Annotated in this window: 27 protein-coding genes; 25 read left to right on the top strand and 2 right to left on the bottom strand. The window is 50.9% G+C overall.

What is annotated here, in order from left to right; translation table 11 throughout:
- Window positions 1-11 precede the first annotated feature (11 nt).
- From ABFZ84_RS00605 to ABFZ84_RS00515, 19 genes are all read left to right on the top strand, one after another.
- Window positions 12-368, top strand: a complete 357-nt coding sequence (locus ABFZ84_RS00605; RefSeq protein ID WP_369311723.1) for a glycine zipper family protein — start codon at window positions 12-14, stop codon at window positions 366-368.
- Between the two features lie 55 nt (window positions 369-423).
- On the top strand, window positions 424-1,290 hold the full coding sequence (locus tag ABFZ84_RS00600; RefSeq protein WP_369311721.1) for an SDR family oxidoreductase: 867 nt from the start codon (window positions 424-426) through the stop codon (window positions 1,288-1,290).
- 15 nt (window positions 1,291-1,305) lie between these two features.
- Window positions 1,306-1,932: a hypothetical protein gene (locus ABFZ84_RS00595; protein ID WP_369311719.1), complete on the top strand. Its 627-nt coding sequence runs from the start codon at window positions 1,306-1,308 to the stop codon at window positions 1,930-1,932.
- Window positions 1,929-2,357 carry a VOC family protein gene (locus ABFZ84_RS00590; RefSeq protein WP_369311717.1) on the top strand — a complete coding sequence of 143 codons (429 nt, stop codon included), beginning with the start codon at window positions 1,929-1,931 and terminating at the stop codon, window positions 2,355-2,357. The genes ABFZ84_RS00595 and ABFZ84_RS00590 overlap by 4 nt, the downstream gene beginning before the upstream one ends.
- Window positions 2,354-3,811: an amidohydrolase family protein gene (locus ABFZ84_RS00585; RefSeq protein WP_369311715.1), complete on the top strand. Its 1,458-nt coding sequence runs from the start codon at window positions 2,354-2,356 to the stop codon at window positions 3,809-3,811. The genes ABFZ84_RS00590 and ABFZ84_RS00585 overlap by 4 nt, the downstream gene beginning before the upstream one ends.
- 115 nt (window positions 3,812-3,926) lie before the next feature.
- Window positions 3,927-5,639 carry an alpha/beta fold hydrolase gene (locus tag ABFZ84_RS00580; RefSeq protein WP_369311713.1) on the top strand — a complete coding sequence of 571 codons (1,713 nt, stop codon included), beginning with the start codon at window positions 3,927-3,929 and terminating at the stop codon, window positions 5,637-5,639.
- A gap of 133 nt (window positions 5,640-5,772) precedes the next feature.
- Window positions 5,773-6,321: a c-type cytochrome gene (locus tag ABFZ84_RS00575; protein WP_369311711.1), complete on the top strand. Its 549-nt coding sequence runs from the start codon at window positions 5,773-5,775 to the stop codon at window positions 6,319-6,321.
- Window positions 6,322-6,494: 173 nt separating this feature from the next.
- On the top strand, window positions 6,495-6,890 hold the full coding sequence (ndhC, locus tag ABFZ84_RS00570) for an NADH-quinone oxidoreductase subunit A (protein WP_369311709.1): 396 nt from the start codon (window positions 6,495-6,497) through the stop codon (window positions 6,888-6,890).
- A complete protein-coding gene (locus ABFZ84_RS00565) occupies window positions 6,881-7,468 on the top strand; it encodes a NuoB/complex I 20 kDa subunit family protein (protein WP_369311707.1) in 588 nt (195 codons plus the stop codon). Before ndhC ends, ABFZ84_RS00565 begins: the two co-directional genes overlap by 10 nt.
- A gap of 6 nt (window positions 7,469-7,474) precedes the next feature.
- The gene (locus ABFZ84_RS00560; RefSeq protein ID WP_369311705.1) at window positions 7,475-8,086 is read left to right on the top strand and encodes an NADH-quinone oxidoreductase subunit C; all 612 of its coding nucleotides are present in this window, start codon (window positions 7,475-7,477) and stop codon (window positions 8,084-8,086) included.
- Between the two features lie 3 nt (window positions 8,087-8,089).
- Window positions 8,090-8,512, top strand: coding sequence for a GFA family protein (locus ABFZ84_RS00555; RefSeq protein WP_369311703.1), 423 nt, complete (start codon window positions 8,090-8,092; stop codon window positions 8,510-8,512).
- A gap of 3 nt (window positions 8,513-8,515) precedes the next feature.
- Complete coding sequence (locus tag ABFZ84_RS00550) at window positions 8,516-9,736, top strand: NADH-quinone oxidoreductase subunit D (protein WP_369311701.1); 1,221 nt, start codon at window positions 8,516-8,518, stop codon at window positions 9,734-9,736.
- 20 nt (window positions 9,737-9,756) lie between these two features.
- Window positions 9,757-10,518, top strand: coding sequence for a hypothetical protein (locus ABFZ84_RS00545; protein ID WP_369311699.1), 762 nt, complete (start codon window positions 9,757-9,759; stop codon window positions 10,516-10,518).
- Window positions 10,519-10,650: 132 nt separating this feature from the next.
- Window positions 10,651-10,917, top strand: coding sequence for a hypothetical protein (locus ABFZ84_RS00540; RefSeq protein ID WP_369311697.1), 267 nt, complete (start codon window positions 10,651-10,653; stop codon window positions 10,915-10,917).
- A 133-nt stretch (window positions 10,918-11,050) separates the two neighbouring features.
- Window positions 11,051-11,731: an NADH-quinone oxidoreductase subunit NuoE gene (gene nuoE / locus ABFZ84_RS00535; RefSeq protein WP_369311695.1), complete on the top strand. Its 681-nt coding sequence runs from the start codon at window positions 11,051-11,053 to the stop codon at window positions 11,729-11,731.
- Between the two features lie 6 nt (window positions 11,732-11,737).
- Window positions 11,738-11,980 (top strand): hypothetical protein, encoded by a 243-nt coding sequence (locus tag ABFZ84_RS00530; protein WP_369311693.1) that lies wholly within the window; start codon window positions 11,738-11,740, stop codon window positions 11,978-11,980.
- 17 nt (window positions 11,981-11,997) lie between these two features.
- Window positions 11,998-13,305: an NADH-quinone oxidoreductase subunit NuoF gene (nuoF, locus tag ABFZ84_RS00525; RefSeq protein ID WP_369311691.1), complete on the top strand. Its 1,308-nt coding sequence runs from the start codon at window positions 11,998-12,000 to the stop codon at window positions 13,303-13,305.
- Window positions 13,302-13,874 carry a GNAT family N-acetyltransferase gene (locus ABFZ84_RS00520; protein ID WP_369311689.1) on the top strand — a complete coding sequence of 191 codons (573 nt, stop codon included), beginning with the start codon at window positions 13,302-13,304 and terminating at the stop codon, window positions 13,872-13,874. The genes nuoF and ABFZ84_RS00520 overlap by 4 nt, the downstream gene beginning before the upstream one ends.
- 124 nt (window positions 13,875-13,998) lie before the next feature.
- The gene (locus ABFZ84_RS00515) at window positions 13,999-14,466 is read left to right on the top strand and encodes an HU family DNA-binding protein (RefSeq protein ID WP_369311687.1); all 468 of its coding nucleotides are present in this window, start codon (window positions 13,999-14,001) and stop codon (window positions 14,464-14,466) included.
- A gap of 59 nt (window positions 14,467-14,525) precedes the next feature.
- Here ABFZ84_RS00515 and ABFZ84_RS00510 read toward each other — a convergent pair whose 3' ends face one another.
- A complete protein-coding gene (locus ABFZ84_RS00510) occupies window positions 14,526-15,608 on the bottom strand; it encodes an acyltransferase family protein (RefSeq protein ID WP_369311685.1) in 1,083 nt (360 codons plus the stop codon).
- A gap of 109 nt (window positions 15,609-15,717) precedes the next feature.
- A complete protein-coding gene (locus tag ABFZ84_RS00505; RefSeq protein ID WP_369311683.1) occupies window positions 15,718-16,335 on the bottom strand; it encodes a helix-turn-helix domain-containing protein in 618 nt (205 codons plus the stop codon).
- A 235-nt stretch (window positions 16,336-16,570) separates the two neighbouring features.
- On the opposite strand from ABFZ84_RS00505, the gene ABFZ84_RS00500 reads away from it, so the two are divergent.
- The 6 genes from ABFZ84_RS00500 to ABFZ84_RS00475 all read left to right on the top strand — a co-directional run bounded on the left by ABFZ84_RS00500 (window position 16,571) and on the right by ABFZ84_RS00475 (window position 21,836).
- Window positions 16,571-16,750, top strand: a complete 180-nt coding sequence (locus tag ABFZ84_RS00500) for a hypothetical protein (RefSeq protein ID WP_369311681.1) — start codon at window positions 16,571-16,573, stop codon at window positions 16,748-16,750.
- Between the two features lie 249 nt (window positions 16,751-16,999).
- Window positions 17,000-19,105: an NADH-quinone oxidoreductase subunit NuoG gene (gene nuoG, locus ABFZ84_RS00495; protein WP_369311679.1), complete on the top strand. Its 2,106-nt coding sequence runs from the start codon at window positions 17,000-17,002 to the stop codon at window positions 19,103-19,105.
- Between the two features lie 2 nt (window positions 19,106-19,107).
- Window positions 19,108-19,656 carry a hypothetical protein gene (locus ABFZ84_RS00490; RefSeq protein WP_369311677.1) on the top strand — a complete coding sequence of 183 codons (549 nt, stop codon included), beginning with the start codon at window positions 19,108-19,110 and terminating at the stop codon, window positions 19,654-19,656.
- Window positions 19,657-19,780: 124 nt separating this feature from the next.
- The gene (locus ABFZ84_RS00485) at window positions 19,781-20,434 is read left to right on the top strand and encodes a head GIN domain-containing protein (RefSeq protein ID WP_369311675.1); all 654 of its coding nucleotides are present in this window, start codon (window positions 19,781-19,783) and stop codon (window positions 20,432-20,434) included.
- 141 nt (window positions 20,435-20,575) lie between these two features.
- Window positions 20,576-21,052, top strand: coding sequence for a heme-binding protein (locus tag ABFZ84_RS00480; RefSeq protein ID WP_369311673.1), 477 nt, complete (start codon window positions 20,576-20,578; stop codon window positions 21,050-21,052).
- 88 nt (window positions 21,053-21,140) lie between these two features.
- Complete coding sequence (locus tag ABFZ84_RS00475; RefSeq protein ID WP_369311671.1) at window positions 21,141-21,836, top strand: head GIN domain-containing protein; 696 nt, start codon at window positions 21,141-21,143, stop codon at window positions 21,834-21,836.
- Window positions 21,837-21,847 lie beyond the last annotated feature (11 nt).

Here is a 21,847-nt window from a genome sequence, read left to right as displayed (position 1 = left end):
AGGAAATAAAAATGAAAAATGTTATGCTTCTTCTGCTAATATCACTCGGCCTCTCTGCCTGTGCAAACACGGGTGCAAATTACACACCGATCGTTGACGGACCGAAAAATTCAGCGTTTTACGCCGACCTTTCCGCCTGTCAGACCTTGGCGACCGAGCGCGGTTACTTAAACGATGACACCAAAGGTGATGCGCTTCTCGGTGCGGCGTTAGGTGCGTTAATCGGTGCTGCAGATGGCGATGTACTTGGTGGCGCAATCGTTGGCGGCGCATCTGGTACGGCGGCTGGTGCCTATAAGGCGAAAGGCGAACGCAAATCTGTTGTCGTTTCCTGTATGCGTAATCGTGGCCACCAAGTCGTCGGGTAATAAAAGGGGTAGATGTCGTTAGCGGCATCTACCCCTTCCAAAGGGTTGTCGAAGAATGCAAAAAACAGTTTTAATCGCGGGTGCGACGGGCTACCTCGGTAGTTTTTTAACCGAAGCTTATAAGCGCGCTGGGTATCGTGTGAAAGCACTTAGTCGGCAAGCAGATCAAATTCGCGAAAACGACCTTTGGGTTGATGAGATTTATGTCGGAGAGGCAACAAAAGTAGAAAGTCTCAGAGGTATTTGTGACGGTGTTGATCTGGTTGTTTCAGCCCTTGGCATAACGCGCCAACAAGACGGGATGAGCTATGAACAAGTCGATTACGGTGCCAATCTAAACTTGATGAACGAAGCACTGCGTAGCGAGGTTAAACAGTTCGTCTATGTTCATGTGTTAAACGCTGATCGAATGCCGAACGTAGAGTTAGCGATTGCAAAACAGAAATTTGTTGATGCGCTTGCCGCAGCCCCAATAAGGTCCTGTGTTATTTGCCCCAGTGGATACTTCTCCGACTTGCGAACTTTTTTGGAGATGGCACAAAAGGGAAAAATATATTTGTTCGGACAAGGCGAATTTGCGATCAGCCCCATTCATGGAAGTGACCTAGCGGCAACCATAGTTGAATCCGCCGAACGCGGTGTTGCCAAGCTTGATGTGGGCGGCCCACATGCGTTGAGCCAAAACCAAATAGCCAAAATGGCTTTTGCGGCATTGGGTAAGAGCGAGCGCATTACCCATGTGCCGTTGTGGTTGGGAAAGGCGATTGTGTTTCTTGCAAAAAATCTAGGGTTTAGATCTCAGACTGGGCCGCTCGAATTCTTTTTGGCGGCATCGTCTATTTGTATGTCTGCACCGGCTCACGGCGAGAAAACGCTAAAGCAATATTTTGAGAATGAGGCGCGCCGCTTTGGGCGCGACTAGTGGAGGGGGGAGAAAATGCAACCGACACTGATTGACTGGTCATACTCAGCGAAACCAGACCCGTTGTGCGGATCAGGCGCTACATGGGCAGAGCGTCTATTAGCCTATAGTTTTGCGCTTGGCATTACGGTGTTGTTGATGAAATATTACGAGTTCAACGAAAGCCCATTAATTGACGGGTGGCGGTACTGGGCAATGGTTGGTCTGGTTTTCGACATAGCCGGTGGCGTTGTCGCGAACATGTTGAATTCATGCAAACGATTTTACCATGCGCCGCTTCAGGCCAGCGAATCCGGTACAGTAAAAATTCTTAAAAATCCAATCGCGTTTACGGCATTTCATATTCACCCAATCCTGGTTAGCGTAATTTTTTATGGTGATATTAGCGTCGGCATTACGTGGTATGCGTTATTATTTATGAGCACGGCGTTAACTCATGCAATGCCGCTATATCTTCAACGACCATTCGCATCGGCGTTTGTTGTTATGGCGATTATGGGAAGTACCTATGGCCCGGCCTTTCCAGAGGGGCTTGAGTGGTTCGTACCCTGTTTGTTTTTTAAAATCGTTCTTGGTCACGGTGTCCAAGAAGAGCCATATCGCCCGCTCGATACCAGACTACAAAAAGGCAGTGGATCATGAAGAATTGTCCTATAAAAATTAAACAGCTTGATCATGTGGTTTTGAAAACGCGAAATATGGAGCGATCACTAGAGTTTTATTGCCAGACACTCGGCTGTACGATTGAGCGCACTGTTCCGACCGCATTATTGGTTCAGCTACGCGCCGGTGTGTGTCTGATCGATTTGCTGGATGTGAGCGATGGCAACGAACGCCATTCGAATGCACAAGAACAGAATATGGATCATTTCTGTCTTACATTGGACGATTGGGATGAGAAGGCTATCCGCAAATTCCTGATTGAACGAGGACATTCGATGAGTGAGACCGTTTTGCGATACGGTGCAGAAGGAATGGGTCCATCGATTTATATTAAAGATCCAGATGGAAATCAGATTGAGTTGAAAAAATCCGTAATCGACACTGCGAAAGACGGGGGAAAATGATGCGCAAGGAAAATCAAATTTTGGTGGATGCCGTTGCCGCTGCGGTTGTGTCCGTTGGGGTTTTTGTGACCATGGTGGCATGCACGACGGGTAATGATGTCCTTGTGGTGGATGACACCTCCACGGTGGTTTCGAATGTTCGAGTAATTCAGTTCTCGAATGATATACCGACTATTCAATTAGGTAAGACAATAGTTATTGATGAAGGCCGCATCACTGCCGTTAGGGACCAACGATCAGTTTCATCAAAGGACGCGGCCAAAGTGATTGATGGGAAAGGTATGACGGTTATACCGGGCCTTTCCGATATGCATGTACATATTTGGGATGAGGCTGAATTTGGTAGCTACCTTTCTTATGGTATTACCACGGTGAGGAACCTCTCGGGTATGCCTTTTCATATACCGTTAAAAAAAGAAATCGATTCCGGTGAGCGCATTGCACCGCGCTTTCTAACCACTGGGCCGATTTTGAACAGTACGGGGCCTAATGCACATATCAATCATCAAATTGTGGATACGTCGGCCGCGGCGACCGATGCTGTTCGGGCGCAATATGAAACTGGTTTTCGCGATTTGAAGGTGTATTCAAATCTTACGCGTGACGCATATGATGCGATCAAAACCGACGCTGCATTGTTGGGTATGACGTTGAGTGGGCACACACCCGAGGGCGTGCGTAACGAAGGGATACCTAATGAAACGCCTTTTAATATTTCGTTTGAAGATATTCTTGATGATGACTTTGTCACGATCGAGCATGTTGAATCCATTGTCTGGCATGGGTTGCGTGAACATCATGATGAACTGGCAGCGCGAGCACTGGCGCGGAAAATAGCACGGCTTGATGTGGCGGTGACACCAACTTTGGTTGCGCATCATAACCTGCTGCGGACGGCGCGAGAAAAAGATAACTTTATCAATAGGCCCGGTAAAGAGCTTTTAAACCCGTTCGTTCTTGAGGCAGAACAGGAAACAATTTCGTTTTGGCGTTCCCGGCCAACCGAAGATTTAACCACCAATGATGCGTTTTATAAGCGCGTGACAGAAATCTTCAACGAAGAGGGCGTGACTATGGTCGCGGGAACCGACGCAGGAATATTTTTGAACGTTCCCGGTAAGTCGCTGATGGATGAATTAAAGCTTTTGGTCGAGGCAGGGCTAAGTCCGTATGATGCATTAAAGACCGCAACCTATAATCCGGCTAAAGTTCTCAATGAAGAGAATGAACGCGGACAAGTTGCAGAAGGTTTCGTCGCGGATCTGGTGTTTTATGAGTGTGATCCGCTTAGTGACATTTCGTGTGTTGAAACACCTGCGGGCGTGATGCGGCGCGGGAACTGGTTTGATCAACCCGCATTAACCGCCATGCGTGAGGCGGCAGCGAACCCGCCTTATGAGCGAACGCAAACAAACGTAATGGCGGGGCTGGCCGCGCAAGGGTCCGTTCCATAGCCGTCAAGGCGTTGTGCCCACACGCCCAAACATCCTCGATTAGTAGTAATCAGTTGCGAATTGGCACAATTCGCGTAATTTCCGCGAACAGCTGGGCGGAGATTGGCGAGGGGATGTGGGTAGCGTAGATTATGGTGAGGGGCCTTCACCGAAACAATTGCTTGATACGATTAACGCCATCTATGAGGTGGCGTTAACGCCTGACCATTACGAGGTTTTTGCCGAGCAATGGGACCGCTATATCGCGCAGGTTGATCCGGAATTAGATGACGGCATCGATTTGCAGGTTCATTTCGAAAAAGCGCTCACAATTTTAGATCGGTTGCATACGGTATTTCTAGATGAGCCTGATGCGCAGACATTGGTCGAATCTGAGGTTGGCCCGGCCGCAATAATTGACGCATCGGGTGGATTGATCGCCAGTAATTCGGGCTGGCGAGATTTTCTGCCTGAGTCAGTGAAAAAACTGTGGGAGCTTTGCACAGAAGCCGAGGATCGCGCCAAGCTGAAATCCGTGGTGATGTCGCTTCACGAAATCGCGGAACCGAGGACGGGTTTCCTACAAATTGAGCTTCCAGACGGAAGTGTAACGGGTGTCGCGGTGCGCCGTCTTTTTTCACCTAGCGAGACGGCAGAGTCCCGCTATCTCGTGCGTATGACGCGGACTTTGTGGTCCGATGATGTGGGCAGTTTGATTGCGTCTGAATTTAAGCTAACCGAAGCTGAATTGGCGCTATTAAAGCGAATGACCGTCGGGGAGAGTTTTGCGGCGGTGGCTGACGAAACGGGACGTTCGTCTGAGACGTTAAAAACCCAGTCTCGATCAATCTACCGAAAAATGCTCGCGTCAAACCGTGAGGATGCTGTTCGTACGGCGCTTCAGTTCCATTTGGTTTTTGCAGGCCGTGCACCAACAAAAATTGCGCCGGTATATGGTCCTGATCAAGGCATCGTCACGACGCCTGAAGGGCTACGGATCGGGTGGACACAGAGGGGAGCAGCCAACGGAACACCTATTTTATTCCTGCACGGAATGACTGTTGGCCACAGCATGACTAAGGCGTTTCTTGATGCGCTTGTGAAGTTCAATATAACGGCGATCTGTGTTGATCGCCCGGGATATGGCCGTTCAGATCCGTTTCGCGATTGGCGCCAAAGCGTAGAGCGCTGGGCAGAGATGGTGCCCTCAATTCTTGATGCATTTGGTCTTAAGACCGTGACCGTTGTGACCCATACATCGGGTGTGCTTTATGGATGTGCAGCAGCGACAGCGCATCCTGATCGCATTAATGGAGTCTGTGCGTTGGCGGGCGGCGTTCCGATCAACGACCTTTCGATGCTTGCGGATTATCCGACACAGGTTCGGATTATGTCGCGAACATCACGAATGTCTGCGACGGCACTTAGGTTTTTTCTGGGTTCGTCCACAGTGTTTTATCGCAGCGAAAGCGGTCGTCGCCGAATAATCGAACGAGCTTATGGCCATTCCCCATCTGATATGCGGGCTATTGCTTCCACGGAGATCAGGCAATTGCTGATAGAGGGAATGGATCTGATCGCTGATAGTGGTTTTGACGGGTTTGTTGGCGACGGTCTTCGCATCTTTGGTGACTGGTCGGAATATGTCGAAAAGATGCAAGTGCCACTTCACTATGTTATCGGCGAAGAAGACCCGGTATGTCCGTTGAATTGGGCACAGAGTTTTGCGCAAAAATATAAACACGCGCAGGTCACGCCGATCGCCGGGGCAGGGCAATTACTGCATCACACCAAGTCACAGATCGTTGCAGAATTTATTGCCGAATTTGTCCAAGATACGCAGCGTTGAGCGTGTAAGTGAACTTTGTTGTATCATTATCTACTCAGGGGCGCTTTTGCTTACACGGGATTCATGATTAAGCCCGTTGCGGTCATGCTGAAATGGCGCGAGACTGAAGGTCATGCCAAAGGGGACAAATAACATGGCAAAACGATTGGTCATTGGGCTGGGCGCGGTGCTGTTAGCGGCTTGCGGTGGTGAGACTTCACAACAAGGTGCGACGCAAAACCAAGCATCGGTAAGCTTAAAGCCGGTTGTGACGCGCGGCGTGGACCCGTTGAATGGCCGGGAACTGTTCGTCGAAAAGGGCTGTGTGATTTGCCATTCGACCAATGGCGTCGGCGGCAAAGCCGCGCCCGCACTTGATGCTGAGATCGGTGCGCCGCCTGTTGATCCGCTCGATTTTGCGGCTCGCATGTGGCTTGGTGCGCCCGCGATGGTCGAGCTACAGTCGATTGAACTTGGTTACACGATCCACCTGACAGCCGATGAGATCGCAGATATTGCCGCTTTTGCCGCTGATCGCGACGCCCAAAAGGGGCTAACCCCCGACAGCCTTCCGCAGAATATCCGCGAAGGACTGCTCGACCAGCGATTCTGGGAAATGGAAGAATGGGGCGAGTTTTTGAGTGATGGCCGGGAAGGGGAATTCCCCAATCAGACCGAAATTGACCAGCAAGATCCCCAATAGACACCGATCAGGGTAAAATCCCTGCGGTTTTCGGCCTCAGCGGGGCGGATTCGCGTTGCGTTTGCTGCCGCACCTTTCTAGGTTCCGGCCAGAATTAAGGCCCCACCTCAAAACGGGGTCTGTAACTCATTGATCAATGTCCATTGATCTAGCGCCCATTGAGGAGACTGACCGTGGCGACAGCCGATTTTCTGCTCGATTATCTACCGATTATCGTATTTCTCGGGATTGCGGTCGCATTGGCTGTAGGGTTCGTCCTTGCGCCTTCGATTATCGCGCCGAACGATCCAGATCCGGAAAAAGTCTCTATCTATGAATGCGGCTTTAATGCTTTTGATGATGCGCGGATGAAATTCGACGTTCAGTTCTACATCGTCGCTATTCTTTTTATCATTGTTGATCTCGATGTGGCATTCTTGTTCCCTTGGGCGGTCACTTTGTTCAACCCTGAATTGGGGGCTGATCGCGGCTTCCAGATTTTCGCCTTCTGGTCGATGTTCGTGTTTATCGCGGTGTTCGCCGTTGGCTTTCTTTATGAGTGGAAAAAAGGTGCTCTCGAATGGCGCTAGACGCTTCGAAACTCCCAAATGCTTCTGCCCTTCCATACGGGACGGGCGCGCGTGTCGGCTCGCCGGGGTATAACCCGTCTGCGAAAGATCCGTTCTTTGGCGAACTATCGGACCAGCTCGCGGATCGTGGTTTCTTTACTGCGCCTGCCGATGGCTTGATTAATTGGGCGCGCACCGGCTCGCTCATGTGGATGACGTTTGGCCTCGCCTGTTGCGCCGTTGAGATGATGCAGGCGTCCATGCCGCGCTACGACGTTGAACGTTTTGGCTTCGCGCCGCGTGCTTCCCCACGCCAGTCAGACGTGATGATCGTGGCCGGAACATTGACTAACAAAATGGCACCGGCACTGCGCAAGGTTTACGACCAGATGCCAAACCCGCGCTATGTGATCTCTATGGGGTCATGTGCCAATGGCGGCGGCTATTACCACTATTCTTATGCGGTCGTGCGTGGCTGTGATCGTGTCGTGCCCGTTGATATTTATGTGCCGGGCTGCCCGCCAACTGCTGAGGCGCTGGTCTATGGCATCCTGCAACTTCAAAAGAAAATCCGCCGTGAAGGCTCGATTGTCCGCTAGGGTTTTATGAGCGAAGAACTCCAAGAACTAGGTTCCCATATTGCAACCGCCATTGATGCCGATATCCGCGGCTGGCGGGTTGAATATGGTGAACTGACCATTGATGTGCGCGCTGATCGCATTGTGCAGGTGATGCAATTCCTGCGTGACGATCCGCTGGCAAAATTCCTGGTGATGATCGACTTGACTGGCGTTGATTTTCCGGGCCGGGCAAAGCGTTTCGACGTGGTGTATCATCTCTTGTCGATGCACAATAACACCCGCATTCGGGTGAAGGCACAGGTCGCCGAAGACGAGACCATCCCGACGATCACCGATGTCTTCCCGTGTGCCGATTGGTTCGAGCGCGAAGCCTTTGACATGTATGGCATTGTGTTTTCCGGTCATCCGGATTTGCGCCGCATCCTGACCGATTATGGGTTTGAGGGGTATCCGCTGCGCAAGGATTTCCCACTAACGGGGCATGTCGAGGTTCGTTATGACGACGAGCAAAAACGCGTCGTTTATGAGCCGGTAAAGCTGGTACAGGAATTCCGGAACTTTGATTATCTCTCACCTTGGGAGGGCGCAAAATATGTGCTGCCGGGTGATGAAAAGGCTGAAGCCGAGAAGGAGTAAGCGGTGTCTGAAAAAACAGGGCAATGCCTGTGCGGCGCGTTGAAAATTACGGCTACGCCCAAAAACGGCGATGTTGGTGTATGTCATTGTTCATCATGCCGCAAAAATTCGGCGGGGCCATTTTTTGCGATAGATTGTGGTGATACGCTAAGAATCGCAGATGAAGCACAGCTCGGTGTCTTTGGCTCGTCAGAATGGGCTGAGCGCGGATTTTGTAAACGGTGTGGTTCGTCGCTGTTTTGGCGGTTGAAAGATAGGTCGAGCAATCTCGTTGCGATCGACATTTTTGACGACATTGATGGGCTGCGGTTAGATCACGAAGTCTTTATTGACGAAAAACCCGGCTATTATTCCTTCGCGGAAAAAACTCAACAAATGACTGGCGAGCAAGTATTTGAAATGTTCGCTAACGCACAGAAAGACTGACGCATGGCGGACGGACATATCAATCCTGAAGATTCGACATCTGACGCATCGTCTGAGCGTAACTTCACAATCAATTTTGGCCCGCAGCACCCGGCGGCCCACGGTGTTTTGCGCCTGGTGCTAGAGCTTGATGGCGAGATCGTTGAGCGCGTCGATCCGCATATCGGGCTTTTGCATCGCGGCACTGAAAAACTGATCGAGCATAAGACCTACCTTCAGGCGATCCCATATTTTGACCGGCTCGATTATGTTGCGCCGATGAACCAAGAACACGCGTTCTGTCTTGCGGCAGAAAAGCTGCTTGGCATCGAAGTGCCAAAACGCGCTCAGCACATCCGTGTGTTGTTCTCCGAGATCGGTCGCATCCTTTCTCACATTCTCAATGTCACCACACAAGCGATGGACGTTGGCGCGCTAACACCGCCGCTTTGGGGCTTTGAAGAGCGTGAAAAACTGATGGTGTTTTACGAGCGCGCATCCGGATCGCGTATGCACGCAGCTTACTTCCGGGTTGGGGGCGTTCATCAGGATCTACCTGAAGATCTGATCAATGACCTTGATGTCTGGTGTGATCAGTTCCCGCAAAGAATGGCGGATATCGAGACACTTCTCACCGACAACCGCATCTTTAAGCAGCGCAATGTTGATATTGGTGTGGTGACCAAAGACGAAGCACTCGCATGGGGTTTTTCCGGTGTGATGGTGCGCGGCTCAGGCATTCAATGGGATTTGCGCCGTGCGCAGCCATATGAATCCTATGACGAATACGAGTTTAAAATCCCGCTCGGTAAAAACGGTGATTGTTATGATCGTTATTTGTGCCGTTTGGAAGAGATGACACAATCCGTACACATCATGAAGCAGGCAATCGCCAAGCTGCGCGAGACGCCGGGCCCTGTGATGTCAACGGACGGCAAGGTAACCCCGCCCAAACGGGCCGATATGAAAGGCTCGATGGAAGCGCTGATCCATCACTTTAAGCTTTATACAGAGGGCTTTCACGTGCCCGCTGGTGAGGTTTATACGGCCGTCGAAGCACCAAAAGGCGAGTTCGGTGTTTATCTCGTCTCTGACGGATCAAACAAACCCTACCGTTGCAAAATTCGCGCGCCGGGCTATCCGCACCTTCAGGCAATGGACTGGATCAATCGCGGGCATATGTTGTCGGACGTCTCGGCTGTCCTTGGATCGCTTGATATCGTGTTTGGCGAGATCGATAGGTAAGTTCGTTCGGGGGAGCTTATATGAACGAAAAAGAGGCCCGCGACTTCATTGAGCATCAAGTATTCAGATCGTTGCGCGGTTACGGCTTCGTCTTCCTAGGAATTGCCGCGCTTCTCGGCTTTGTGTTCGGGAAATTTGCTTACGTAATTGGTGAAAGTGAAGCTGCTAAAAGTAGTCAGGAAACTTTCGACCGGCTAAATTCCGAATTTAGTAGTATAAGGGAAGAGTACGGACGATTTTTAGAGATTCGGAATCGAGTAGAAGGGGATTTAGTAGCTACGCAATCGCGACTGGATGCGGCAGATGCGGAAGGCCAAAAAATTCTACGCGACCTGCAGACTATTCGAGAGATTGATATCCGACAGTTAGTTGGTGAGGAGGAGCTTCTTAGCTTGCGTGTTGCCCTAGTCGGCGAGTTGGGCGAACTGAACCGACAGCAAGACCAACAATTGTCTAACCTGCGACTTCAGTATGAGAAACTACAAAACGCTGTTCCGATAGATACTTGGCCAATTGCTCTTTATTGCGACTATGAAGCTCGAAACGGAAAGATTAGGCTGACTTTGTATCGCGCCATTTCGCCAATCGAAAGTGATCCTTCGTTGTTTTACCAGCAGATTACAAAAGTATCAGAACAGAATGAACTTATTACGCTGCAAGTCGATCCGACCAATTCTACGATAATGCAAGTTTCTTCCTCGGAAGGAAAGTTGGGAGCTAATTGTAGGTCGGGTGTTAAGTTGGGGCAGTTGCGCATGGACAAGATCTCATCCACGAAATAATGGCGACAACGTTTATTAGTGCGTCATTTATCATCAAAGTATTTGAAAGAAATTCATTGGACTTAGTGTCATTGAGAAGGCGAAATAGGCTGCCTATTGCGCCTATAGGGGAGCGGCGTTAAAAGCCGCGCCATGAAAGTCCCATCCGTCACCTGTGGTACCCACGGCAAGCAGCCGCAGACCTTTGTTTGCGTTCACATCATCGAATCAATTCGCGATGGCGAGGCTAAAGGATTCTGGTGGAGCCGGGGCGAAGACGGTGTGTGGGATGCCGTCTGTAATCAGTGCAACAGCCTGTCTCAGGAAGCGTTTGAGGCTCTAGGTCCCGAGAATATCGGCGTAATTTGCCTTGGTTGCTTCGAAGATGCGGCGGCAATTAACGAAATTGAGCTGGAATAGGGCCGAAAGCGCGTTGATTGCGGCATCTCACCCCTTCCGTTTCGCGCCCAATCCGGTATGTCTGCGCCCCAAGATTCACGCTAGTCTGGAATTCGCCTGACGGCCCAGACGACATCAGCGACGAGGAGAGACCATGGCGAGCCGACGCCCCGCGAAAGACCAGCCCGCGTCCTTTAACTGGACGTCCGAGAATTCGGATTGGTGCGCAGCGCAGATCAAGAAATATCCTGAGGGTCGGGCAGCATCTTGTGTGATCCCGTTTTTGTGGCGCGGCCAAAAGCAAGAGGGCTGGATTTCTATCCCCATGATGGAAGCCATCGCCCAGCAGCTCGGTATGCCTTATATTCGCGTCTACGAGGTTGCGAGTTTCTATACGATGTTCAACCTCGCTCCAGTCGGCGAATATTTCGTTCAGCTTTGCGGCACGACCCCGTGCATGTTGCGCGGCGCGCAAGAGCTGCGTGAGACGTGCAAAAAAGTCATCGGCCCTGAAAACCATGTTTCCGATGACGGCAAGCTTTCTTGGCTCGAAGTTGAATGTCTTGGCGCATGTGCGAATGCGCCGATGATGCAAATTTCGACCAATGATGGCGATCATTATTACGAAGACCTGACGCCGGAAATTCTCGAAGACATGTTGGGCAAGATGCGTCGCGGAGAAGAAGTCAAAATCGGTACGCAAAACCCGGGTCGGCATACATCCGATCCGGAAGGGGACAACACCTCGCTGACCGACCCATCGCTTTATGATGGATCACGCGCGCAGCCGCTCAAAGAAATTCCGAATGCCGCGCCGCCGGCACCGGCTGAGTAAATTAGAATGAACCCCATCGAAGACCAGAAACGAAAAGAAGCAGTAAAGGCGTTAATGAATATCGCCATGCTTGAAGGTGTCGTTCTTTTGGGTGTCGTGGGTACTTATCTCTACACGAACAATATCGTGCATCTAATTGGCGGTATTGTCGGGTCAACGCTAATTTTTGGTCCGATGTTTGTGCGATGGTTTAACGAACACGGTAAAGCCCTAAAGGCCAAACCGAATAGCGATTTGAAATCGGACTGAGCGACAAGGTTTAAACAATGCTCGAAGATAAAGACCGGATATTCACCAACCTTTATGGCCTCCATGATTGGCGGCTGGAAGCGGCCAAACAACGTGGCGCGTGGAACGGCACTGCCGATCTCATGGCGATGGGGGCGGATTGGTTGATCCAGCAGGTTAAAGACTCTGGCCTTCGTGGTCGGGGTGGCGCGGGTTTTCCGACCGGTCTCAAATGGTCGTTTATGCCCAAAGAGGTCAAAGACCGTCCGCATTATTTGGTCGTCAATGCAGACGAGTCAGAACCGGGAACATGTAAAGACCGCGAGATGATGCGCCATGATCCGCATCTTTTCATTGAAGGCTGCTTGATCGCTTCTTTCGCCATGCAGGCCCATGCGTGTTACATTTATGTGCGCGGCGAATATGTGGACGAGCGCAACAACCTTCAGGCGGCAATCGACGAAGCCTATGCGGCTGGTCTTGTCGGTAAGAACGCAGCGGGTTCGGGCTGGGATTTCGACATCTATGTTCACCACGGTGCTGGCGCATATATTTGCGGCGAAGAAACCGCGCTCCTTGAAAGCCTCGAAGGCAAAAAAGGTCAACCACGCCTTAAGCCGCCATTCCCGGCGGGCGCGGGGCTTTATGGCTGCCCAACGACCGTCAATAATGTTGAATCGATTGCGGTTGTGCCGACAATTTTGAGGCGGGGGTCTGGTTGGTTCCGCTCATTCGGGCGCGAGAATAACCACGGCACAAAAGTTTTCTGTATCTCCGGTCATGTGAACAAGCCGTGCAATGTCGAAGAGGCGATGTCGATTCCGCTCAAGACATTAATCAACAACCATTGCGGTGGTGTTCGCGGTGGTTGGGATAATCTCAAAGCCGTTATTCCTGGTGGTTCATCTGTGCCGCTTTTGCCGCGCGATATCTGTGATGATATCCTTATGGACTTTGATGCGCTGCGCGATGTGCGCTCCGGCCTCGGTACAGCGGGTGTGATCGTTATGGACAACTCAACCGATGTTGTTCGTGCAATCGCCCGTATTAGCTATTTCTATAAGCATGAAAGCTGTGGCCAGTGTACGCCCTGCCGCGAAGGAACCGGCTGGATGTGGCGCGTCCTGGAGCGCATGGCGGTGGGCAATTCGACAACCGCCGAAATTGATAAGCTACTTGAAGTATCAACCCAGATCGAAGGTCATACGATTTGTGCATTGGGCGATGCGGCTGCTTGGCCGGTTCAGGGGCTTATTCGTCATTTCCGCCATGAGATCGAAGAGCGCATCAATTCCTACCGTAATGATCGTGGACACGTTGCGATGGCCGGCGTCGCCGCAGAGTGAATGAACGTCCGTCAGTAAAAACAGAATTGAACGGTTTGAATATTCGCCGTGCAGTTCCTGCGGACGCTGCCGTTCTAACGGTGCTTGGGGCTGCGACGTTCACTGATACATTCGGGCATCTTTATGATCCCAAAGATCTCAATGCCTATCTCGACGAGGGGCATTCGCGCGAATATTACGATGCGCTTTTGACCGACCAAGAGTGTGCTGTGTGGGTCGCCGAGGGCGATAACAAGGCCATCACAGGTTATTGCGCAGCGGGTCCTTGCTCCTTGCCAGTTAATGATATGCCTTTGAATTCAGGGGAATTATACCGTCTCTACCTTGAGCAGTCCCAACAGGGAACGGGCCTTGGGCGCGCTTTTATGGATATCGTTCTGGCATGGCTCGAAGCCAATTTTGAGCACTTATATGTTGGTGTTTACGCAGAGAATGTGCGCGCGCAAAAACTCTATCAACGCTATGGTTTTGAGAAGGTCCAAGACTATATTTTTATGGTCGGTGAGTACCCGGATCCAGAATGGATCATGAAACGCGGTGGCGTTAGTATCGAGAAAAGTGCGATTTAATAGGCGTAAACGCATTTTTATGTTTCTCTTCCTACACCGAATCACGCGCATTAATGCTTGTGTTGCAGGCAATTGCGTGATTCTGTCTGCATTCAGCTACTACTGATTCATAAAGGATAACGACATGGCCGTTAAACGGAAAACTACAAAGAAGGCCCCAGCAAAGAAAGCTCCTGTCCGTAAGACGGCAGCGAAGAAAGCTCCGGCCCGCAAAGCACCAGCGAAAAAAGCTGCTGCGAAAAAGACTGCCGCTAAAAAAGCGCCAGCACGTAAAGCTCCAGCAAAGAAAAAAGCTGCGAAAAAAGCATTGCCAGACGTGCTTACTCTTAAGCATCTTGCTGCTGAGCTTTCTGAAACACATGAAATGTCGAAGAAGCAAACAGAAGAAATCTTGTCTGACTTTATCGACCGCATGGGCGGCTACCTGAAAAAAGGTAAGAAGCTTCGTATCTCTGGTCTTGGTATCCTCGTTGTGCGCCACCGCGCAGCGCGCATGGGTCGCAACCCTGCGACAGGCGAGTCGATCAAAATTAAAGCTTCTAAGAAAGTTGCTTTCCGTCCTGCGAAAGACCTTAAAGAACGCGTTCTTTAATTCACTGATTTCATCAGTACAGAAACGCCCGGTTTGCTTTTTGCTGCCGGGCGTTTTTTTTATTTGCGGAAACGTTTGCGCCAATCGAGGAAACGTTTTTCGTAGAGGTAAAAACTTGCAGCGGCAACAAGCATAGTCAGCAGCAACGAGATTGGAAATTGTAGCCAGAATTGCGACAGACCAAGTTTACCGATAACGACACGCACAATGTGAATGCACCACATATGATAAAGATACATGCCGTAGCTAACAGCACCGATAAAAGCGATAGGGCGCAGGCTAAGTGCGTTTGTTAGTGGGGCGGTGGGCTGAAGCACAATGGATGCAATCCACGCGGTCATGCCGAGATGCATCACAAGACGGAACAATCCAGAAATATCATCCGCAGGAATATTTACGAGTACCAATAAAAAACCGGCGATAACATAGGGCGCATATTTGAACCCACATAGGCGGCACGCCCAGCCATAATATTTTTTGTCATTCAGAATATGCGCGAGTGCAACGCCAAAAAGAATGGGCGTGAAGGTTGCCTCGAGTATTTCTTTTTCATGAGCACCAGCACCAAAAATATTTTCAATCATCGGATCGAAGACACCGAAATTGACAAGCTGATTGATGACGATAGCAACGAGCCAGAATCCTAACCGAAAAAAGGGTGCTGCGAACGCTTCGATGAACGGCCAAATTATATAAAACTGTTCCTCGGTCGAGAGTGACCAAGTTATGCCCATATTGTTTGTGCCCGGATTATACCAATTCGATAGGTAAAGCGCGTAAATATGAAAACCATCAACAAACCGTTGGGTGTTCGGATCGTCCGGCTTGAGTAAAAGGTATGCAGCGAGCATGGCCAGCAGCAAAAGATAATAGGCAGGCATCAAGCGAAGAAAACGCCTCGCCCAGAAATCGCGCAGTGAAATTTTTCCGTTTTTGGCTTTCTCGCGAATAAGCAATGTCGCGATCAGAAATCCGCTGAGAACGAAAAACAGATCGACGCCCGCGAACCCCCGCGAGAACATCGGAAGCAATTCTGAACGCACACAATGGTGCCAAACAACGGCAATAATGGCGATTGCCCGAAGGCCATCAAGGCCCGGAAAGTATTTCCGCGCAAGATATGCATCGTGGTCGGTGGTCATTAAACGTCCCGCTTGGCCCCAATTTCACTTTTGAACGGGCGATTATGATCTACGTTCGTTGAAAATCTCGAAAAATTACACAATGCAGCGCCGAATAATGTAGTGCCGGTTAATTTCGGCCCAATACATGTACCGCCTGCCACTCGGCGCGGTTAAAGTGATGCTCCTGGCCGGAGCCATATTGCTCACCAATTATTGCTTCCTCATCGGAAGTGGCCAAACAGCACAGAAAGACCTCGACGATCGGATTGCTGGTTTGTGCCGGCATGATCAGCGCGTCTTCATTAATTGCCGCCGGGCGGTTGGGATTGATCCATGCCGTCTCGCCTATGCGGAAACGCGGTTGCATGTCCGAATTTGGGATATACAAGCCAAAAACCCCTTCAGCGGTCGTGAATTCACTGGGGCCACGGCGTTGTTCTATGACGACGCTACGGTCTAACGTCCAAATTCCAGACTTTTTTTCCGCTACGCGATAGAAAGGGACCTGCCGAGCCTCGGTCTGAAATTCAGCATCGGGCTCTTGGAATCCAGTTTTCGCACCGGAAGGGTCAATACCCAGATAGGTGGCCGCTTTTTGGGCTTCATCAAACTTTAAACGGCGTTCCCCGCGCAAAAGCCGGGAGATCGCTGATTTATCCACATTGAGTGCGTGCGCCAGCCCGGTTTTTGATTTCGTCGGGTCTTCGTCAAGGGCGGCTTGTATCCACATGGTTTCTTGATTCATGGCCGAAAGATGTGCCTATAGGCCTTGAAAATCGATGGATAAAATCACAACAAATTGGTATAATTATTGAGAAAAACACAACTTCCTTGCATTGAAGACGTGACGCACATGCCACAAATCACGAGTATTAGTTAAAACGGCCCGTTTGTTGCCATATTTGCGTATAATTGATGGTCGTTCGATCAGGACCCAATATCCGGATCTCCCAATATTCGGATCTAAGGAGTAGCAAAACGTGGTTGAAGCAGACAAAGCCAAAACAAGTACCGAGGAGCGGCTTTCCGCCATCGAAGCGAGCTTGCAAAAAATTTCTTTGGCGATTGGTCAGATGGATGATCGGATGGACCAAATACACCAAGAAACTCAGCGTATGGCGGGCGTGGTTCAGCGGCTCAAGCTTCGTAGTGACGACTAGCGCAGTAAAATCCCCAGAGTGGCGCGCGTTTAGATTGCAATGTTGATTCAAAAACTGGTGTTGTGGAACTAAATTTCTGACGATTCTTTCGTGCATTTTTTTGCCGAAAAAAGCCTATTTTCTTGCTATGCAAAGGCAATCCGCGCGAGATGGGACAAACCGCGCCCACTCTAAGCCCTTGTCATTGAAGAAATCCACGGTATGTCGAAGCCTGTTTGCTCTCGCGAATCGTAATGGGAACGCTCCAAGATGTCCGACACTCGCCTTATCAAGGTCAATAATCGTGAAGTTGAAGTCGCGTCGAACCTGACATTGCTTCAGGCCTGCGAAGCGGCAGGCGAAGAAATTCCGCGCTTTTGTTATCACGAACGACTGTCGGTTGCTGGTAATTGCCGCATGTGCCTAATCGAAGTAAAGGGGGGACCGCCCAAGCCGGTTGCTTCTTGTGCTCAGAATGTTCGCGACTTGCGCCCCGGCCCGGAGGGCGCACCGCCAGAGCTTTTCACCAATACGCCGATGGTCAAAAAGGCCCGCGAAGGGGTGATGGAATTTCTACTCATCAATCACCCGCTGGATTGTCCGATTTGTGACCAGGGCGGCGAGTGTGACCTGCAGGACCAAGCTATGGCTTATGGCCGTGATGGTTCGCGCTACGAAGAAAACAAACGCGCTGTTGAAGAAAAACATATGGGGCCGTTGATCAAGACGATCATGACCCGTTGTATTCAATGCACGCGCTGCGTTCGTTTTGCGACTGAGGTTGCTGGCGTTGATGATCTCGGCCTCGTTAATCGCGGCGAGAATGCAGAAATTACGACTTATCTCGAAAAGGCCGTTGAAAGCGAATTGACCGGCAATTTGATCGATGTCTGTCCCGTTGGTGCGCTGACCTCAAAACCTTATGCGTTTAATGCGCGTCCTTGGGAATTGCGTAAGACCGAAACAGTTGATGTCATGGACGCGGTGGGGTCGAATATCCGCGTTGATGCGCGTGGCCGCGAAGTTCTGCGGATTCTTCCGGTACTTCATGAAGACATCAACGAAGAATGGATCGCCGATAAGTCGCGCTTCATTTGGGATGGCCTAAAACGACAGCGCCTCGACCAGCCTTATATCCGTAAAGACGGCAAGCTTGTCCCGGCGAGCTGGGACGAAGCGTTCAAACTGGCGGCGGAGAAGCTTTCAAATACCACCAGCGATAAAGTTGCGGCGATTGTCGGCGATCTTGTGCCGACCGAAGCGGTCAAAGCGCTAAAAGACCTGATGACCGCGCTCGGTTCGCCGAATATGGATTGCCGCCAGGACGGTGCAGCGATTGGCGGCGGTGATCGTCGTTCATATTTGTTTAATTCTGGCATTGCCGGTCTTGAAAATGCCGACGCGATCTTGCTTGTTGGCACGAACCCACGCGCCGAAGCGCCAATGATCAATGCGCGCTTGCGAAAAATCTGGCTGAACAAGCTAGGGGTCAAAATTGGATTGATCGGCGAGCAAAAAGACCTTTCCTACGAATATGAATATTTGGGCGCAGGCCCTGACAGCTTATCTGCCTTGGCGAATGGTGAGGGTGACTTTGCGGCGGTCCTCAAAGACGCGAAGAATCCGGCGATCATTGTTGGTATGGGCGCTTTGACCCGAAATGATGGCGCAGCAATTCTTGCGCAAGTGGCCACGTTTGCTGCGCAAATAGGTGCGGTTCGTGAGGACTGGAACGGTTTTAACGTACTGCAAACGGCGGCGGGCCGCGTTGGCGCGCTTGATCTTGGTTTCTTACCGGGTGAGGGCGGCAAAGACTTTGCGGGTATTCTTGACGGTGCTCAGTCCGGCGATATCGAGGTTGTTTATAGTCTCGGTGCTGATGAATGTGATACGTCTAAAATGCGTGACGCGTTTGTTATCTACCAAGGTAGCCACGGCGACGCCGGCGCGCGCTATGCGGATGTTATTTTCCCGGCTGCAGCCTACACCGAACAAAACGCGATTTTCGTGAACACCGAAGGTCGCGCACAACTCGCGACGCGCGCTTCGTTTCCGCCGGGAGAGGCGCGTGAAGATTGGGCGATCATTCGGGCATTCTCCGATCATTTGGGCAAGACGCTGCCATATGACGATATGTTTGCACTGCGTCAGGCAATGTTGGAAGAAGCACCAACCATGGGCCGGATTGATCAAATCGGCGGCAATGGCACAGCATTCGATGTCAATGCGGTGGGCGTTGCTGGTTCGGTCGATAGCGCATCATTGGTCTCGCCAATTCAGGATTATTATCTGACCAACCCTATCGCCCGCGCGTCAAAAACGATGGCGGAATGTTCGTCGGTTATGAGTGGCTCTGGTAAGATCGCAGCGGAATAGGTTTGTTGCGCAGGATGGATGATCAGGCGCAACAAACTCTCGATCAGATACGCGTCAACATCGCGTTCGAAAAAATGGTCACATCTGTGCTGACGGGTGCCGCTTTGGGGGGCGCACTGACCTTATTGCTCGAATTGCTCGGTTTGGCGTTCGGCGGCTTTTCTTTTGGCGGATTGCTTGTTGCGGTTCTCGATACCGTTCTTGCCAGTTTTTTGATTTTTCTGGTAGGTTTTTTCGCAAGTGTTGCGATCGGTGCCCCGCTTTTTATTTCTCTAGAGAAAAATAAACGCCGCAATGTCTGGCCCTATTTGGCGGCGGCAATTGCGGTGTCCATTGTTGCCTTTGTTCTTTCTGTGGGCGGACTTCCGGCCGCAACAGACTTTAACCTAGGGATTGTCGCGCGAATTTTTGTGCCGGCGATATTCGTGGCGCTTATGTTTGCGCGGATGATGGCCCCAGTCTGGCGCGCAGCGGAAAAAGCAGAAGCCGACGCAGCGGCCACCCAGGCAGGGATGGGCCGCAATGGTACGAATATCGTACGCCTTCATTGAAGCTTTTTTCATTGACCATTCGCGTTCTTAAACTTTCGACAGAACGGACCGACGCTGCGACAGGCCGCCTTCACGCCGCGCCGACAACGCGTTACATTCAGTATGGATCAGGGAGGCAAACAACATGAAACAATTTCTAAATGCAGGCATCGCTGCGGGATTGGCCGCCGTCGTTGCTACCGGCGCAGCGTGGGCCGAGGACGATGTAACGAAAACTTTTGATCTTTCCGGTTTTGATATGATCGACATTGCCGGGGTTTATGATCTCAACGTTAAGGTGGGGTCTGATTTTTCCATTGTCTTAACTGGTCCAGAGCGCGAAATGAATGTTGCGCAGGTATCGGTGCGTGATGGCGTATTGATCCTTGACCGGCGCAAACGCGAGCGAAATGAAAATGGTATTCATCGCGATGGTATTGAGGCCGTTGTAACTTTGCCGAGCCTAAAAGGCTTGGAGGTTTCTGGCGTGGTCGCGGGCAAAATTACGGACGTTGATGCGGATAGCTTTAATCTTGATTTGTCAGGTGTCGGTGATTTGACAATCACGGGTCAGTGCAACGACCTAGACGCAAAAGTTTCGGGTGTCGGTGATCTGACAGCGGAAGACCTTGAGTGCAATAACGTAAAGGTCAAAGTTTCTGGTGTCGGCAGCGCGAGTGTTTTTGCACGGCAAGCGGTGGAGGCACGCGTTTCAGGAATGGGCGACATCGAAGTGTTCGGTTCGCCTGAAGATGTTCATAAAAACGGAAGTATGTTTTCGGACATAACAATCCACTAAGACATCGACGATCAACTGTTCTGCGGCGCGCATCAAAAATGCGCGCCGTTTTTTTGTGCGGTGAACGGAAGGCTCCGTGCGACGGGCAGCGATAATTAGGGAAAGTTTTGATCTATCATCTTCTCATAAAGGGAGATTGAAATGAGATCATTATTTTTAGGGGTTGCGTGTTTAGGGGTTTCTTTTAGTGGCGCATTTGCGCAATCACTCAATGCAGAGCAGGCCCAATCTATCATTGCGGGTTGTAGTGCATTTGCGCTCGACAATGGTCGCAGTCACGCCATTGCTGTCTATGATCCGGGGGCTAGCCCGATCGCGGTTTTGCGCATGAACGGAAATAGTGCTGGCGCAATGTTGTTCTCAATGGAAAAAGCCAAGGCTGTTGCTATGTGGGGTTTTGCCACAAGTGGCATGGAGGAAGGTGTCAAAAACACACCGGGCTTTCAATATGCCCCTGGTGTGGTGACAGTGCCGGGCGGTGTTCCGGTTTACTCGTCTGACGGCAGAACATTTCTTGGTGCGGCGGCCGCATCTGGTGAAGCACCCGCTAATGATGTCGCGTGTGTTGAGGCCGGAATAAAATCCGCTGGCTTTTCTTATGTTAGAAACCGAGAATGAGATGGGGCGCATCGTCCCTGCGCTGAATGGTATTCCGCACGCGGCGTTGGGGTGATATTTTTATGTGGTGACAATCGGGAGGGGCCACATGAGAATTATACTAGGTATACTGATAGGATTGCTTTTGGCGATCGGCGTTGGGATTGGTGCGGCTTATTACGCATTCGGTGAGTTGCGTCACATTGAAGATCGCGACAAAACGCAAGACATAACGAGAGTATTTGAACTCTCTGAATTTGATGCGATTGATATCCGGGGCGTTTTCGAATTCGATATCAATGTCGGCGAAGGTTATTCCGTTGCAATTTCCGGCAGCGAGACCGCGCTGGATCGGCTAGAGGCGGATGTGGTTAATGGGGCGCTGGCGCTTGATCAGGTTCGGATTACGAGTGGCGGCAAGCGCAAATGGCGGGATGTTGGTATGACCGCCACGATTACGGTTCCCAAACTTTCCCGGCTCGAAGTTTCGGGGATCTCTGATGGTTCCATCGTGGGGATCGATGCAGATTCGTTCACGGTGGACGTTTCTGGAATTTCTAGCCTCAATCTTAGGGGCCGCTGTGGCGAGCTAGAAGCTCGGCTTTCGGGGTTAGGCGACCTCGATGCTGAAGAGCTGCGGTGTGAAAATGCAGATCTGGCTGTCTCTGGTTTGGGGGAAGCCAGTATTTACGCCTCCGAATCAGTGAATGCAGCGGTGAATGGGCTTGGTTCCGTCGAGATTTATGGCGACCCAACGACGGTCCAAAAGCAGACAAGTTTTCTCTCTGACATCACTGTTCGCTGATGCTGGGGGAA

The organism is Hyphococcus lacteus, from assembly GCF_041058985.1.
GTDB classification, from domain to species: Bacteria; Pseudomonadota; Alphaproteobacteria; order Caulobacterales; family Parvularculaceae; genus Hyphococcus; species Hyphococcus lacteus.
The sequence above is the reverse complement of the archived record's forward strand: the minus strand, read 5'-3'. Positions and strand labels throughout refer to the sequence as shown.